The sequence below is a fragment of the Flavobacterium sp. ARAG 55.4 genome, assembly GCF_051846875.1.
GTDB lineage: Bacteria > Bacteroidota > Bacteroidia > Flavobacteriales > Flavobacteriaceae > Flavobacterium > Flavobacterium plantiphilum.
The window spans coordinates 29,823-45,849 of the sequence record NZ_JBPYCT010000013.1 but is presented as its reverse complement, the minus strand read 5'-3'; the positions used below and the strand labels follow the sequence as shown (position 1 = coordinate 45,849).

Below are 16,027 nucleotides of genomic sequence, written 5' to 3'. Positions count from 1 at the left end.
TGGTTTAGTTATTTAGAACCATTTCCGATTAAATAGGTTAACCAAAATTTTTGGAGAAAAAGTAATTATAAATCGTATTTTTTCATTGTAATTTTTCTGGCCTATTTCCCATCCGTTAGAAGAATAAACAGGTAGGTAGAGTTCAAAATAATCGGTTACTAAATTGAGACGGATACCGCTGTCAAAAGCAAAAACAGGATTTTTAGTTCTGTTTTTCAATACACCTATATCACCATACACTTCAATCCAGTTCCAAATGGTGTATCCTGCATTTAGGGTGCTAATCCACTGATTGGCAAATGCGGTGTCCAGTTTTGATTTAAAGCCGCCTTCGGCAATAATTAGTTGTTGGCTAAAAAATCCACTACTTTCAGAACGTCCGTAATAACCATAATCAAAAAGATAATCGGTAGGTCTGTCTAAAGCAAAATTAAAAAAATCTGAATTACTCTTATTGTACAAAAAAGTTCCTGCATAAAAACGTAAATTAATCTGGCGGTTGTTTTCAAATAATTTCCGGTATTCAAATTCTGTTGCTATTTTCCCAAATTTATCAGATAACTGGACATCACTTACAAAATTAGAATGCGCAGTAACTTCTGTTTTTGTATTGAAATACTTAGCATTAAATACAGAATAGTTTTCACTCGAATTGTCATTAGAAATGATGGCACTTTTTTCCCGGTTTACCATAACCTGACGTAAATAAATTAATTGTTTCCGGTTGTCTCTGAAATCATTTTCTCTGATTCGTATTTGTATATTTGGATTGAATCTGGTGTAAAACGCATCGGGTGCATAATGAAAATAAGAACCCGATAAAGAGTATTTTACATTGTACAACCTGCTGCTGCGATAATTTTGATTAATGGTAAAAGAGCCTGAACCTGAAAAAGTATTCGTATTAGTGGAATAAGCCGGATTTATATCAAAGATAAAAGGTTTGTCCAAAATAGTTTTATTATGCAGTCTCATTCCGGGTATAAGCCCGTCATAGAGGTTGTATTCTAAAGTGGGTACATACAAAACCTGGTTGTAAAAAGGATCTTCTAAATCCTTCATAAAGACAAATTTTATGGGACGGTTGTTAGGAAAAAAAGGCTTTAATGATTTCCAGTTGTTTCTTAGGTTGTATTCCGGAACTTCATTTTTATAGTTCAGTACAATTTTATTGGCATCATTTCTTTTTATGCTGTAAACACTGTTATTTGTAGCTGGTTCTAACCATTTTTTAAATACAATTTCTCCATTTTTTATACCATAAACAGGAACGGGAACATTATTAACATTCGTTTTATTTTTTAGTGAAAAATAAATACTGTCGTTCGTTTTACTAACCTTATTGAATTTATAGTCAATTAAATCTCTGGAGTGGATTATTGTTTTAAAAAACCAGTCTATTTCTTTAGCTGTTTGTCGTTTCAGGATGTTTTCAAAATCAGATTCTGATGTTTGTTTTGTTTTATTTTCGGTATAAAACATGCGAATGCTACTGCTTACCGCATTGTTTTCACTGTAATTTTCTAAAAAACGCAGGCTTAAACCGGCACGGTATTTACTGGCAATTTGTTCGTTAAATTTTATCAGATAATTTTTAGGTGCTCCTAATTCCTGATCCAGATTTTTTCGGGCCATCAGCATGTAAAAATAGCTGTATTGTTCGTTGAAATCAAGATTTGTGAGGTTGTAGCTTTTTAATAATCTAAAAGTAGCGGCTTTTCCCAGCATTTTTGCATCGGGATAATTTTCTTCAATGTATTTCATCATGATGAATACCTGAATCCCATTGTGTATCCAGCTTTCTTTTCGGTTATTAATAAAAAGACTGTTATTGAGAAAAACGTTGAGATAGGTTTTTAAAAATTTCAATTCATAAGTAAACTCGTCTGTGAAAGGCCGTATTAATGAGGGTAACTGACTGAGTCCGTAAAATGGATTTCTTTCATAATCTGTTTGGGAAACTACAATTTTTTCAAATGGATAATCACCAATGTTGTTTTTCACAAATCGTACGACACAATCAATAGCTTTAGCCTGATCTTCCGGAACTACTTTATCTCCGTCTAGATTGGTGATTACTTCAAAACGTTCGCTTTTAAAATTAGTAAAACTGGATTTGGGTTCTATAAAAAGTTCAAAATCAACTCTGTTTTTTCCGCTCAGTTTATAAACAGCATAATCGTTATTGCTAATTTCTTCGGTTGTATTTAAATCAGTAGTAACAGTAAAACCTTTTGCCAGTTTTAGTTCAAGATCATAATCAGTCACTGTATTAGCAATATCATCCAGATTTTCATTGTTATATACTACAAAATCATGATTCTCATATCGGGCAGGGGTGAGAAACCAGGATTTAAGGTACATATTTCCTAAATCATCATAACCAAATTTTGTAAACTTACTGCTTGGAATTTTTACAGTATATTTTAATCGGAGTTTGATTTTTTGATTGGGAGCAAGTTTATTTAATAATTGTATCACTACAATATCCGGATTTTTTTCGGTGCGTTTCCAGGATAATAGTGTTTTATTGTTGTCGGTAATGGTTATATTCGAAGTCTTTCCGCGTTCTTCTTCTTTTGCCAGATGAAATCCACGGTAAAATTCATCCGAAAAACGTTCAGCTAAAGGAGTTTTTACATCGGCGAAAGCATTATTCCAGTCATTAAGTACAATTTCTGAAATAGTGTCAGTAGAGGAGTTGTAGTAGTCAATTTCCTGTCTGATATCCAGTCTGTGTACTTCAGTATCTATTTCTACCCATAGCCGGTTGCTGTTTTGTGCCGTTACGCTACAAGCACAGGCAAAAAACAAGACATAAGCAAATGAAAATCTGAAAATTATATTCAATGGTTGACAGGGGTTTTAATAGTATTTCAATATACATTTTTTTTAGATTATACAAAATGAATTAAACAAAAAAAGCTGTAAAAAACAGCTCTTTAAAAATTAGGTTTCAATGTGTATTTCTTATAGAAGTTATCTAAAACTTCTACGACTTCATCTTCATGATCTACTATCTTAATTAGTTTTAAATCATCAGGACTTATGGTTTCTTCCTGTTCAATTAACACTGTTTTTATCCAGTCTATCAGACCGGACCAATAGGTACTTCCCACTAAAATAATTGGAAAACGCGCAATTTTTTTGGTTTGAATTAAAGTAATTGCTTCAAACATTTCATCGAGTGTTCCAAAACCTCCGGGCATCACTACAAATCCCTGTGAATATTTGACAAACATTACTTTTCTAACAAAAAAATAATCAAAATTGAGGTTCTTATCATGGTCAATATAAGGATTAAAATGCTGTTCAAAAGGCAGTTCTATATTTAGTCCTACAGAGGTACCGCCTCCCAGGTGTGCTCCTTTGTTACCGGCTTCCATAATTCCGGGACCGCCACCTGTAATAACACCGTAACCGGCTTTACTGATTTTAAAAGCAATTTTTTCGGCCAGATCATAATATTTATTTGCTGCTTTAGTACGAGCTGAGCCAAAAATAGAAACGCAGGGACCAATGCGACCCATGGTTTCATAGCCATTTACAAATTCAGACATGATTTTAAAAATAGCCCAACTGTCATTGGTGCGGATTTCATTCCATGTTTTTTGCTTCAATCTGTCCTGAATTATTTTTTCTTCATCATTGTCAAAATCTTCTAGTCTCATATTGTGTATTCTTTTTGATTGTTATTCTCTGTGAAGCATTTCGTTTTTTTGGATAAAAAAACCAGAAAAAACCGGAACGACCTCTACTAAAATAAGGTTTTTTAGTTATAAATGCTACAATAGGGCATTTAATTTTTCTTCGCTGAAATTTTAAGATGTTAATGGTTTATACAACAGTAGTTTGTGATTACCATCAAGTGTTTGCCATAAAAAAAGCTGTAAAAAAATACAGCTTTATAACAAGATAATAGGTGTTTAATTCAATTTTTCTTTCCAAATATTTTTTTAAAAAGAGTGACTATGCCTAAAACAATAAATCCAATAACTAGTCCGATAATGAATTCTTTTACAAATGAAGGCAGCTGAGGAAATAAATGATGAAAAAAATCAATATTATGTACAAATATTCCTCCCGAAACCAGCAGTAACGCAATCGTTCCAATGATAGCTAAACTTTTGATTACTTTAGGTAAGGCGAGTACTAATATTTTTCCGGTTTTTTTAAGAATACTGTGTTCTCTGTTACCAGCCCATTGTATCAGTTTATAACCCGCTTCATCCATTCTTACTATCAAAGCCACAATGCCGTAAACCCCCACAGTGGCCAGTATAGCAATAACCGAAACTACAAGAATCTGTGTTGAAAGAGATTCTTCGATGACCGTACCCAGTGCGATAATTATAATTTCTACTGATAAAATAAAATCGGTTACAACAGCTGATTTTATTTTGCCTTTTTCCATTGCTAAAATTTCCTCTTCTGTAAGCTTTTCAACTACCGGCTGAGTGGTATGATGTTGCCTGTGAAATAAGAATTCATAAATTTTTTCGGCTCCTTCATAGGCTAAAAAGAGTCCGCCAAAAATTAATATCACTGTAATTGCTACCGGAAAAAAAGCACTGAGCAAAAAGGCTACAGGTAAAATAATGATTTTATTCAGTAATGAGCCTTTTCCTATGGCCCACAATACCGGTAACTCTCTTGACGATACAAATCCGGAAGCTTTTTCAGCATTAACCGCTAAATCATCGCCCAGAATACCGGCTGTTTTTTTTGCGGCTACTTTACTCATTACCGCAACATCATCCATGATTGCTGCTATATCATCTAATAATGCGAAAATACCTGATGCCATATTTGTTTAATTTTTCTGAGCGCTAATCTACTATATCTTTTGTTTTTTACAGAATATTTTATAAAAAAAAAATACAGTAATTTTTTATGTTTTGCAATCTGTTTTTATAGTACTGTCAGCTGAATTATGATAGTACAGCTGTTATTGTGGCTTTTCTTCTGATTTTTTGTTGTCCGGTAGATTCTCAGACTTTGAATTGGGATATCTGTTTGGAGTAATATCCGAATTAAGGTCCTTGTTTTCTACCGTTTTCATCGCCTCTTTCTCAGTAGTAACTCCACGGTTGATATTGGGATTGTCAGGATCTGCATCGTTCAGAATACCTTCATCAGTTGCATCTTCTTCTCTTGCTCTGTCAACCACAGTTTTGTTTCCTTCGGTATCTACATCTATTTCTTTACGCAATTTTGGATCTGTGTTATCAATTTCCTCACTGCTGGTTGTTTTCTTAGTTTCTGTATTTTTATCTTTCATAATACTTTTTTTTAATGTTAGTACTGTGTTGAAATACCGCTATAAAAGTGTCTTTAATGACTGCATTGTCCCAATAATACCCAGATAAGGATAAAAATCAGGATGGTGCTAAAACAGCCCCCGCCTAACTTTTTTGCTCCATAACCTGCTATTAGCGCTTTAAATAATTTATTCATAATAAGCTGTTTTTAATTCGTATCTTTTATAGTAATCAATAGTAATTACTACGAAGTAAGTTCGGAATTAAAATAGCGTTTCATTTTACAAAACAATTGAAAATAGTTTCAAAATTTATGGCGCTTCCGCAAAAGGGTATCGGGTAATATCAGGCATACGAAGTCAGCAGATTCTTCTATTGCAAAAGAAAATGTTTCAATAAAACAGACTGATAGCCAGTAAGAAAAAAAACAGCTTTTTAAACATCAGCAGTATTACTGTTTTTACAAGAAAATTTCAAAATCAGATAGCCTAAAATACCCGCAATTAGTGAAGTAATCAATATTGATAATTTGGCTTCTTCAATGAGCAGCTGATTACTAAAAGACAGCATCGAAATAAAAATAGACATTGTAAATCCTATTCCGGCTAATAAACCTAAACCAACCATATGAATTATTGTACTGTTAGCCGGTAACTGACCCAATCCTAGTTTAGAGCATATAAAGGAAGTGGTAACAATTCCGATAGGTTTACCAAAAATCAGTCCCATCGAAATACCTAAGCCTAATGGTGAAGTTAAGCCTTCAATCATTTCGTTATGAATCGTGATATTTGTATTGGCAAATGCAAAGAGCGGAATGATAAAAAAGTTAACCGGTTTTACAAGTGTGTGTTCCAGTCTCTCTAAGGGTGATGCTATGTTTGTATCGTTTGTAGGCAACGTCATGGCAACCAGTACTCCGGCAATTGTAGCATGAATTCCTGAATGATGTACAAAATACCAGATAAATATACCAGGGATTAAGTACAGATAGGGATTCTTTACATTGAAGCGGTTCATTAAAATAAGTACCACCATTCCAATACCCGCATAGGCTAAATATGTCAGTTCAATTCCGGATGAATAAAAAATGGCAATTACTAAAATAGCGATCAGATCATCCACAATAGCTAAAGCTGCCAAAAATATTTTTAAACTCGCAGGTACTCTTTTGTCTAACAAAGAAATTACAGCTAAAGCAAAAGCAATATCGGTAGCCATAGGAATTCCCCAACCCGAAACAGTCTCCATTCCGGTATTAAAAAACGAATAAATAAAAGCTGGAACCACAGCTCCGCCTATGGCAGCTATGATAGGCAGAATAGCTTTTTTAGGTGAAGAAAGTTCTCCCTCTATAATTTCTCTCTTGATTTCCAGTCCTACCAGCAGAAAGAAAATAGCCATTAATCCATCATTAATCCACATGCTTACGGAATAATTGAGATGTATTGCCTGGTTTTCAAAACCGAGTTTGGTTTCCAGCAGGTTTTGTAACGGATCAGCAAGCGATGAATTTGCAATTATTAATGAAATTATTACGCATAAAAAAAGGAGGAACCCTCCGAAATTACTTGATTGAACAAATTCTTTAAAAGCTTTTAAATTGATCGTTTTCTGCATGTTTTATTGTAGTTGTTAAATATCGCAATTTACCAATATTTGAAGAACCATCCTAAAAAAACATGCGTTAAAGTTATAAAAAAATGTAGCTCAGGGAGAAGCAGATTCTAATTTAGAACAGAAAATAGGCCATAAAGTTTTAGGCTAAAGTGCCTGGATTGTTGGTTTCTCAAAATTAACCCATTGCTGATATCCTTTCTCATTTAAATGAACGCCATCTTTGGTCAGTTCCTTGATTAGTTCGCCGTTTGCATCTGCAAATTCAGCAAACCAATCAATTAGCTTATAATAGCCCTTAGCTTCATTTTTTTTAATAATTGTATTCACTACCAGAATGTCTTCTTTCAGATAAGCTCTCCGAACAGGCAAAAGGGTACGAACATACACCTTGGTAAATGGTGATTTATGATGAATAATTTTTGCGATTTTCAATATGTTTTTTGCAATATATTCAGGTGAAGGAACCACTTTGTCATATTTTAGAGCAGAATTATCTTCTTTATGATGAAGGCTAAAAAGATCATTAATTCCAATTAGGATAAATACGGCTTTTGGTTTAAAATACGTAATTTCATTTAAGCGTTGGAGTACACCATCAGTAACATCTCCGGCAATTCCTCGGTTGCGAATGTGTTTTATTCCAAATTTGGCACTCCAGTCGAGTCCTCCTTCTGTAATACTATTACCAATAAAAACAATGTCGCCCATCTCTAAAGGTTCTTTCTCAAAAAGCGCTATTCTTTTGGGGTAATGCTTTTGTGTCCAGTTGTTATGGTATCGGGAAATAATTTCCTGATGTGGATACAGTTTTGCTTTTTGCTCATCCGTATGTGAAGTCGTTTGTGCTGTCAGCACTTTGCACACTAAAATGAGAGACAGAAGAAAAAATTGTTTTTTTAGCATTTTAGGATAATTTATTTTTTTAAAATGGAAAGTGCTTCAAACGTTAGGTTTGTTTTTTATGAATTTTAGTTCTGTTTCTGTCGCATTTTATTAGTTTTTGAAGTAGGAGGGATTACTAATTATTGAATTTTGGTTTTGGTAAAGGAACAAATTCTTTATCATCATTAGGAATTTTAGGAAAAGCTTCCGGGTTTTGATTCTCCCAATTTTCTTTAGCTTTTTCTAAAATAGCTTTATCCGAATTGACAAAATTCCAGTACATAAAACGTTCTTCTTCAAAAGGTTCTCCTCCAAAAAGGTAAAGTGTCGTTTCTCCATTGGTTTCAAACGCACATAAGGAAGCATTCTGGGCAATTAATAATTGTTTACTGCCATAGTCAGTATTGTCAATTTTTACACTTCCGTTTAAGACATACATTCCCACTTCACCAAAAAGATGGTCTCCAATAGTTATTTTTTGAGCCGATTTCGTTTTTATTTCAATAAAATACAACCGGCTATGCACCAGAACAGGTGATTTAATAGTTTTCAATTCTCCTGCTATGAGTTTGTAGGTAACGCCATTTTCTTCCCAAACAGGGATTTCTTCTTTATCAAAATGACTAAAAGCGGGTTCGCATTGCTCGAGTTCTTTTGGTAAACCAATCCAAATTTGTAAACCGTGTAAAAATTTATCTTTGGTACGCAAATATTCCGGAGTTCGTTCAGAGTGTACCACCCCTTTTCCGGCAGTCATCCAATTGACCTCACCAGGCTTTATTTCTATAGCATTCCCCATGTTGTCACGATGAAAAATGGCTCCGTCAAAGAGATACGTCAAAGTAGAAAGCCCGATGTGGGGATGAGGGGGAACATCTAAATTCTGATGTTCTTCAAGACAGGCGGGACCCATGTGATCTATAAATAAAAAGGGACCTACGGCTCTTTTTTGTCTAAAGGGCAAAAGCCTTCCAACCAAAAAATTACCAATACTTACTGCTTTTTCTTCTATTATTAATCCTACGTTTGATTGCATATCAGGCAAATTTTAATTTAGATATTTTAGTTGCAATGGTGGCGGAATAAGCACCTACACTGCATTTTTTAGTTACTTTCCATTCAGGATAGTAAGGTATGTAAAGTCCTTGTGGGAGAATTATTTTTTAGATAAATCTTTAAGTTGTATGTTTCTGAAATCTACAGGTTGTCCTTCGCTTTGTAAGGCTATAAAACCACTTTTTAACAACTTACCATCCACTTTAACGGCAGGATCAAAACGATTTACCACACCTCCGCCTATCTGCGGTTTCGAATATTCCAGCACCTTTTCACCATTGATAATATGAGTAATCAGTGAATCACCCAGCACAATTATTTCTGCTTTTACCCATTGATCGCCATCATAGGTTTTTGATTTAGAATTGATACAGTGGGTTTCATCAAGCTTGCCGTTATAGACTACGTTAGTACCCGGGGAACACATATTTCCTGTTGGTCTCGGCTTGCCATCACCCAGACCTCCCAACAGTTGAAACTCAACTGAAATAGGCCAATCCTGCTCTTTAGGCATCGTTCTGGGATCCTGAGAATGAAACATAACACCACTATTGCGTAAGGTATAACTTGGCGCCCCTTTTTGGAGTTTGCCTGTAAAACGATATTCTAATTTAAGATGGTAATAAGAATATGGAATCTTGTAATACAAATGCCCAAACTGGTCATTAAAATCGCCGTATTGGTCATAGCGTACTTTTAAAATACCGTCTTCTGCCCTGAAAGTATTACCAAAATTTTCTCCCACTTCATGGTGGTGAATTTTTACAAACCAATCCTTGATATCCTTGCCGTTAAAGAGGCTAATCCATTCGTTGTTTTTTGGTAAGCTTTTAACAGAAGTACAACTGTTTATTGCTAATACCATCAAAACCGAAATTATAACTATTCGCATATGCTATATCTTTAAGTCTATAAAAATAAGTATTTTTAGCTGCAATGCAAATGTTACGATTTATCTTTTGATGGGTATTTAGTTTTATATCACGAACCACACGAAAGGATTGACTACGTCGAATTTCATTTTGTGCGGTAGCATGGGAAGAAACATAAATTAATTGTAATGAACTTTTTTACCAGCCCAACTAGCAAAAAACTTGTCATGCTGACGCAGTAAGCATCTCCGCGAGCTGCGTGTTTACTCATTGTTGCGGGCACAAATACGCATTAATTGTAATGAAGTTTTTACCATTCCAATTATCCACAAACTTGTCATACTGACGCAGGAAGCATCTCCGTAAGATGGTTGTTTGGAGATTTTGTTGTTGTGTTGCGAACGATAGCGTGGCAATCTCACTACAAAGAGCTGAGAAGTTGAGCAACTTAGTGGGATGGCGCCCGTTCCTCGCAATGAACTTATACCTACTTACTTTTGAAAATCATATAAAGCATTTGCAATGCGGCTTAATACTGATTAGACATTACATTTTACAAAAGCAAAGTATTATTTTCGTTATAATTTCTATCATGAAATACAATTCCAGCTTCTAAAGATAGCCGCGTTGCAAACGCTACGATTTATCTTTTGATTGATAATTGGTACTCGCCGCAGGCAAGCACCAGCGTTGCGGACAAACGAGACCCAGTGGGAGCCAGTTTTTAACTTCAACTAACCACAAACTTGTCATGCTGAAGAAGGAAGCATCTCTGTAAGATGCTTTTTACTCATTGTTGCGGGCACGGATTGCAAATCCGCGCGATCGGGGGATGTGGAGAAACCGAGACCCAGTGGGGAATTTGCGATATCTTTGAAATGTATAATATTTACAAACTCTCCACCAAATACTGATTGGTAAAATGTAAATGCTTCTTTGGCATTTCCGTTAAAGTTAATGTGCGGGTTGATTAGTGCCATGGTTTATAGCATTTTTGCAAGTTCAGTTGGAGTGACAGTTTTGAAATCATATTCGTCATTAAGTACTTTTAAATTCTTGATACTAAAAACTGAATTTGAACCACCGGAAACAGCTTGGTCATTTGTGCAAAAATAATCTCCACCAATAGCAATATGAGAAGCTACCGAATCGCCGTCAGCCCATTCTGCCACAGCTTTAGCTATATTTCCGTTTTCTGAATCTGGTGCATCACCAATTCCATGCATTCCTGCTTCGGGATTATATTTAAGCCCCAATCGATTAATTTCATAATCTCCTGCTTTCAATTCAGTAATTCTTGCACCAACCTCAAAAACTTTGTCAAGATATTTTGTTAGCTTTTCATTACTCATTTTGTATTTTAAACTTTCAATATCTTTATTTGTTATTCCTGCAACTCTTGGTAAGTTAATTATATTAAATCCCAATTTAGCAGCATTTGCAAAATGCTCTTTTAGAAATTCGTTGTTTCCAGGATGCGCATTTTCATTAGGACCAATTTTAAAACTCATCTTTATTTGTCCATCCTCGGTTTCGGTAATATCTGTTGTAATTTCTGCTTTATAATCCTTAAAAAATTTTTTTCTATCGATTTTTCGTATGGCTTCTAAGGTAAACACAGTTTCTGAGATGAAAGGTATAATTCTACTATCATTTATAGCTTCTCTTATCTTCCTGTAATCCTGAATAAAAGGATCTTTAGGAAAATTGTCAGGACTTGCGACTTTTCTCCAAGTATTTGAATCGAATGTTACTTTCATATTTATTGTAATTTCTGATTTTAAACGATTGTCATAACGGTTGCAACTAACGCTCCCTTGCAACAAGAGGTTTTGGGATAAATTAAGCCTTATTTTCGGATTTGCCAAAACTTCCCAAATCTCTTTCAGCAATTGTTAGTAATATTTGCTATTAACTAGTGCTATTATAATTAGTATCAATAGAGGTCCAAATATTAATATGTGGTAAACAAGATAAACTTTGCAATAGTATTTCAACCAAATCCATTTTATCTTTGCAGGACTTAATTCAAAATATTTTGGTTTAGTTAATTGAAATCTCAAATAATCTATCGGTAAATGATTTTCATATTTTTTTAGAATTCTATCATATTCAATACTTATTTGTAGAAGTTCGTTTTGTTTAATTAAAGGGTCTGTTGTAAAGTCTTTTGTAAATCTTGTCCTATTGTAGAGTTCAGCAATATCTAAAGAACAACTATGATATCGTTCTGATTTTAAGGCAAAATTTTCAGAACTTTCAAGTTGACTAAAGAGAAGGATTAAAACAGAAAAAGCAGTTGAAATGAAACCAACTTGATTGTCAAATATTTTAACACCTAATAAATTAATATCGTACAAATTGACTACTCCAATAATTATAAGATATGCAGATAAATATCCAATTGATTTCGAAGATAATTTATTTAAGATATGATTTCTATGACTTGCTGAAAATCTTGCACCTTTAGTTGACCATAATTTATAATTTAATTCTTCTTCAAAACTGTTGTTTTTAAGATATGGTGGAATTTTATTTTCGTTCTTAATTTTTATTTTACGTATATTCTTTGCTCTTTTAATAGCTTTCCATTTTTTACAAAAATACTTTATCATTTCTTAGATAGTTGAATTCTACGGTTTCTCTTAGAATTATTGCTGACTTATTTATATTCTTAGTTTTTACTTTTGTTATCGAGCAATTACAACAAATTAATGTTGTATTAGTTCAACTTTTTTTGAGTTTTATTTATTCTCAAATATATTAAAATATTCTTACAAAAGTTATTTTGAAAATGATTTGTCTTAAATAGCCCTGATCGAGCCGGTATCCTCGTGAAGTGAAGCAAAACGAGATAAAGGCAAGAGCAGGAGGGTAGTACTTATGGAAAACATTCGTTCTGCTCCTAAATAAAAAAAAACACCAATCGGTTAGGACTGGTGTTCTAATTATTATATTTCTTGTCAGTCATTACGAGGAACGAAGCAATCTCATTACTAAAAGCAAGTTGAGTAACTTAGTGAGATTGCCACGCTGCGCTCGCAATGAACTATGGCTTACACTTCTGTTTTTTCGCTTTGGTTTCTGAAAACCAATTGGCCGTCAAAAGCATCTAAAAGTATAATGCTGTCGGTAGTGATTTTTCCGGACAGGATTTCCTTAGATAACTGGTTCATAACCTCTCTTTGAATCACACGTTTAACAGGACGGGCACCAAATTGCGGGTCGAATCCTTTGTCAGACAAATACGCAATCGCTTCGGGTGTGGCATCCATCGTAATGCCTTGTTGTGCGAGCATTTTAGTCACAGATTTCAGTTGGAGACCTACAATTTGTGCAATATTGGCATTGGTCAACGGCGTAAACATCACAATTTCGTCAATACGGTTGATGAACTCCGGACGAACCGTTTGCTTCAGCAATCCCAGAACTTCTGTTTTGGCTGCTTCGGTGGCGGCTTCTACACTTCCTTTTAGGTTTTCAAATTTCTCCTGAATAATCTGGCTTCCCATATTAGAAGTCATGATGATAATGGTGTTCTTAAAATCGGCGAGACGTCCTTTGTTGTCTGTTAAACGACCTTCGTCCAAGACTTGCAACAGAATGTTAAACGTATCGGGATGTGCTTTTTCAATCTCATCCAGCAAAATCACCGAATACGGTTTTCTACGCACGGCTTCGGTCAGTTGTCCGCCTTCATCATAACCTACATATCCCGGAGGCGCACCTACTAAACGGCTTACCGAGTGACGTTCCTGATATTCGCTCATATCGATACGGGTCATCGCGTTTTCATCGTCGAATAAATATTCGGCCAGCGCTTTGGCTAATTCGGTTTTACCCACACCGGTGGTTCCCAGAAAAAGGAAGGTACCTACTGGTTTTTTCATATCCTGTAATCCGGCACGGCTGCGACGCACGGCATCACTGATGGCTTCAATGGCTTCTTCCTGACCGACTACTCTGCGATGCAGTTCTTCTTCCAGATGCAGCAGTTTTTCACGCTCACCCTGCAGCATTTTTACCACCGGGATTCCGGTCCATTTCGCCACCACTTCGGCAATGTCTTCACGGGTAACTTCTTCTTTGATTAACGAACTTCCGCCGGACTGATTCTCCTGCAGCTCTTTTGTTAATTGGTCTAATTGCTCCTGAGCTTCTTTGATTTTTCCGTATCTTATTTCGGCAACTTTTCCATAATCACCATCGCGTTCGGCACGTTCGGCTTCGTATTTAAAGTCTTCGATTTCTTTTTTAACCGCCTGAATATTATCTACTACATCTTTTTCAGTTTTCCACTTGGCAAAAATCTTGTTTCTTTCTTCTTTCAGGTTGGCTAATTCCAAACCTAAAATTTTTAGTTTTGCCTCGTCTTTTTCCCGTTTGATGGCTTCGATTTCAATCTCAAGCTGCATGATTTTACGGTCTAAAACATCCAGCTCCTCTGGTTTGGAATTAATCTCCATTCGGATTTTAGAAGCGGCTTCGTCCATTAAGTCGATGGCTTTATCCGGTAAAAAACGATTGGTAATATAACGCTGTGATAATTCTACCGCAGCAATAATGGCTTCGTCTTTAATTTGCACCTGATGGTGAGTTTCGTATTTTTCCTTGATACCACGCAAAATCGAAATGGCACTTTCCGTATCCGGTTCTTCAATTTGTACTTTTTGGAAACGTCTTTCCAGCGCTTTGTCTTTTTCGAAATATTTTTGGTATTCGTCCAAAGTCGTTGCACCAATTGCTCTGAGTTCGCCACGAGCCAAAGCCGGTTTCAGAATATTAGCAGCATCCATGGCACCTTCGCCACCACCGGCACCCACAAGGGTGTGGATTTCGTCAATGAAAAGTACAATATCTCCTTCGGCAGAAGTAACTTCTTTTACCACTGATTTCAAACGTTCTTCAAATTCTCCTTTGTACTTCGCACCGGCAATCAATGCTCCCATATCCAGTGAATAAACGATTTTTTCTTTCAGGTTTTCAGGAACGTCGCCATCTACAATTCTATGTGCTAATCCTTCGGCAATAGCGGTTTTACCTACTCCGGGTTCTCCCACAAGCATCGGGTTGTTTTTAGTTCTTCGGGTTAAAATTTGTAATACTCTCCGAATTTCCTCATCACGACCAATTACCGGATCCAATTTTCCTGATTTGGCTAACTCATTCAGATTTTTTGCGTATTTATTTAACGAATTGTAGGTTTCCTCAGCCGATGCTGAAGTCACTCTTTCGCCTTTTCGCAATTCATCAATAGCCGCTTTAAGTCCTTTTTCGGTTACGCCCTGATCTTTTAATATTTGGGAAACCTTTGATTTAGAGTCAAAAATAGCCAGAATTAAGTGTTCGACAGATACATATTCATCGTTCATTTTTTTAGCTATAGTTTCGGCTTCATTCAATGCTTTATTGGCATCACGGGAAAGCATCACATCGCCGCCCGAAACTTTTGGGAAGCTTTGAATCGTGCTGTCCAGAACCTGCAAAAACAACGGTACATTTACGTTGAGTTTTTTTAAAATAAAAGGTGCTACATTTTCATCGACTTCAAAAATAGCTTTGAAAATGTGTTCGTTTTCAATTTGCTGTTGTCCGTTACTCTGAGCCAGTTGCTGGGAACGTTGTATGGCTTCCTGAGATTTGATTGTAAATTTATTAATGTTCATATTTTTATAGATTTGGTTTAAACTTATACTTAACTTTGCAGAAAGGGACAAATTATATTCCATCTATAAAATTAAGGACAAAAAGGCATTTTAAAGCTGATTTTTATCATTTCTAAACGCCAAAAAGTCAGAAAATCTGTCAAAATATGAGTTTTTTTAAAAATATTTTCGGGAGTGATGAAACTCCAAAACAACAAGAGTCTAAAATAAACTGGGAAAATCTGACTACAATCGATCAGTTAGGAGCGATAATTTTTAATTCAAATGAAAAACCTTCGCTCATCTTTAAACACAGTACACGTTGCAGTATCAGCAGAATGGCGCTGAAACAGTTTGAAAGGGATTTTGATTTACAGGGCGAGGTTACACCTTATTTTCTGGATTTAATCGCTTACCGCGAAGTTTCGAATGAAATAGCAAATCGTTTTAATGTGTATCATGAATCACCACAAATTCTATTGATTAAAGACGGAAAATCGGTTTATGATGCTTCACATTCAGATATTGATGCTACAGTGTTGAAAGGGAAGCTGTAGATTTTTGTTTCAGTCATTGCTACTAATTCACGAATTGATAATTCCTTCTTTAGCCACATAGTACAGATTAAAAGTGTAAAGCCTCGTATTCACGAATTATAGTAACTTAATTCGTGAATTCGGGGTTTTTTTAT

General features: G+C 35.2%; 13 protein-coding genes. 1 reads left to right on the top strand and 12 read right to left on the bottom strand.

Translation table 11 applies throughout. The features are described 5' to 3' along the window. Positions 1-12 precede the first annotated feature (12 nt). The 12 genes from ACSV4D_RS14340 to clpB all read right to left on the bottom strand — a co-directional run bounded on the left by ACSV4D_RS14340 (position 13) and on the right by clpB (position 15,357). On the bottom strand, positions 13-2,850 hold the full coding sequence (locus tag ACSV4D_RS14340) for an aminopeptidase (protein ID WP_439228793.1): 2,838 nt from the start codon (positions 2,848-2,850) through the stop codon (positions 13-15). A 92-nt stretch (positions 2,851-2,942) separates the two neighbouring features. Beyond that, on the bottom strand, positions 2,943-3,671 hold the full coding sequence (locus tag ACSV4D_RS14335) for a TIGR00730 family Rossman fold protein (protein WP_408079093.1): 729 nt from the start codon (positions 3,669-3,671) through the stop codon (positions 2,943-2,945). A gap of 260 nt (positions 3,672-3,931) precedes the next feature. Beyond that, the gene (locus ACSV4D_RS14330; RefSeq protein WP_439228792.1) at positions 3,932-4,807 is read right to left on the bottom strand and encodes a DUF808 domain-containing protein; all 876 of its coding nucleotides are present in this window, start codon (positions 4,805-4,807) and stop codon (positions 3,932-3,934) included. 141 nt (positions 4,808-4,948) lie between these two features. Continuing rightward, positions 4,949-5,281 (bottom strand): hypothetical protein, encoded by a 333-nt coding sequence (locus ACSV4D_RS14325; protein WP_439228791.1) that lies wholly within the window; start codon positions 5,279-5,281, stop codon positions 4,949-4,951. 415 nt (positions 5,282-5,696) lie between these two features. Continuing rightward, positions 5,697-6,881 carry a Na+/H+ antiporter NhaA gene (gene nhaA, locus ACSV4D_RS14320; RefSeq protein WP_439228790.1) on the bottom strand — a complete coding sequence of 395 codons (1,185 nt, stop codon included), beginning with the start codon at positions 6,879-6,881 and terminating at the stop codon, positions 5,697-5,699. Positions 6,882-7,025: 144 nt separating this feature from the next. After that, positions 7,026-7,784: a GDSL-type esterase/lipase family protein gene (locus tag ACSV4D_RS14315; protein ID WP_439228789.1), complete on the bottom strand. Its 759-nt coding sequence runs from the start codon at positions 7,782-7,784 to the stop codon at positions 7,026-7,028. A gap of 115 nt (positions 7,785-7,899) precedes the next feature. After that, on the bottom strand, positions 7,900-8,799 hold the full coding sequence (locus ACSV4D_RS14310; RefSeq protein WP_439228788.1) for a pirin family protein: 900 nt from the start codon (positions 8,797-8,799) through the stop codon (positions 7,900-7,902). A 120-nt stretch (positions 8,800-8,919) separates the two neighbouring features. Then, positions 8,920-9,711, bottom strand: a complete 792-nt coding sequence (locus ACSV4D_RS14305) for a 3-keto-disaccharide hydrolase (RefSeq protein WP_439228787.1) — start codon at positions 9,709-9,711, stop codon at positions 8,920-8,922. Between the two features lie 729 nt (positions 9,712-10,440). Next, entirely contained in the window at positions 10,441-10,671 is a 231-nt protein-coding gene (locus ACSV4D_RS14300; RefSeq protein WP_439228786.1) for a hypothetical protein, read from the bottom strand. Positions 10,672-10,674: 3 nt separating this feature from the next. After that, positions 10,675-11,451: a hypothetical protein gene (locus tag ACSV4D_RS14295; RefSeq protein ID WP_439228785.1), complete on the bottom strand. Its 777-nt coding sequence runs from the start codon at positions 11,449-11,451 to the stop codon at positions 10,675-10,677. 135 nt (positions 11,452-11,586) lie between these two features. Next, positions 11,587-12,306, bottom strand: coding sequence for an SLATT domain-containing protein (locus tag ACSV4D_RS14290; RefSeq protein ID WP_439228784.1), 720 nt, complete (start codon positions 12,304-12,306; stop codon positions 11,587-11,589). Positions 12,307-12,747: 441 nt separating this feature from the next. Beyond that, entirely contained in the window at positions 12,748-15,357 is a 2,610-nt protein-coding gene (clpB, locus tag ACSV4D_RS14285; RefSeq protein WP_439228783.1) for an ATP-dependent chaperone ClpB, read from the bottom strand. A gap of 146 nt (positions 15,358-15,503) precedes the next feature. Between clpB and ytxJ the strand changes: the two genes are divergently transcribed. Beyond that, positions 15,504-15,893, top strand: coding sequence for a bacillithiol system redox-active protein YtxJ (gene ytxJ, locus ACSV4D_RS14280; protein WP_408079114.1), 390 nt, complete (start codon positions 15,504-15,506; stop codon positions 15,891-15,893). The last annotated feature ends 134 nt before the right edge of the window (positions 15,894-16,027 follow it).

Excerpts from the sequence above, each read along its gene's own strand:
- ACSV4D_RS14335 (WP_408079093.1), bottom strand. The coding sequence starts at position 3,671 with ATGAGACTAGAAGATTTTGACAATGATGAAGAAAAAATAATTCAGGAC.
- ACSV4D_RS14330 (WP_439228792.1), bottom strand. The coding sequence starts at position 4,807 with ATGGCATCAGGTATTTTCGCATTATTAGATGATATAGCAGCAATCATG.
- ACSV4D_RS14325 (WP_439228791.1), bottom strand. The coding sequence starts at position 5,281 with ATGAAAGATAAAAATACAGAAACTAAGAAAACAACCAGCAGTGAGGAA.
- nhaA (WP_439228790.1), bottom strand. The coding sequence starts at position 6,881 with ATGCAGAAAACGATCAATTTAAAAGCTTTTAAAGAATTTGTTCAATCA.
- ACSV4D_RS14315 (WP_439228789.1), bottom strand. The coding sequence starts at position 7,784 with ATGCTAAAAAAACAATTTTTTCTTCTGTCTCTCATTTTAGTGTGCAAA.
- ACSV4D_RS14310 (WP_439228788.1), bottom strand. The coding sequence starts at position 8,799 with ATGCAATCAAACGTAGGATTAATAATAGAAGAAAAAGCAGTAAGTATT.
- ACSV4D_RS14305 (WP_439228787.1), bottom strand. The coding sequence starts at position 9,711 with ATGCGAATAGTTATAATTTCGGTTTTGATGGTATTAGCAATAAACAGT.
- ACSV4D_RS14300 (WP_439228786.1), bottom strand. The coding sequence starts at position 10,671 with ATGGCACTAATCAACCCGCACATTAACTTTAACGGAAATGCCAAAGAA.
- ACSV4D_RS14295 (WP_439228785.1), bottom strand. The coding sequence starts at position 11,451 with ATGAAAGTAACATTCGATTCAAATACTTGGAGAAAAGTCGCAAGTCCT.
- ACSV4D_RS14290 (WP_439228784.1), bottom strand. The coding sequence starts at position 12,306 with ATGATAAAGTATTTTTGTAAAAAATGGAAAGCTATTAAAAGAGCAAAG.
- clpB (WP_439228783.1), bottom strand. The coding sequence starts at position 15,357 with ATGAACATTAATAAATTTACAATCAAATCTCAGGAAGCCATACAACGT.
- ytxJ (WP_408079114.1), top strand. The coding sequence starts at position 15,504 with ATGAGTTTTTTTAAAAATATTTTCGGGAGTGATGAAACTCCAAAACAA.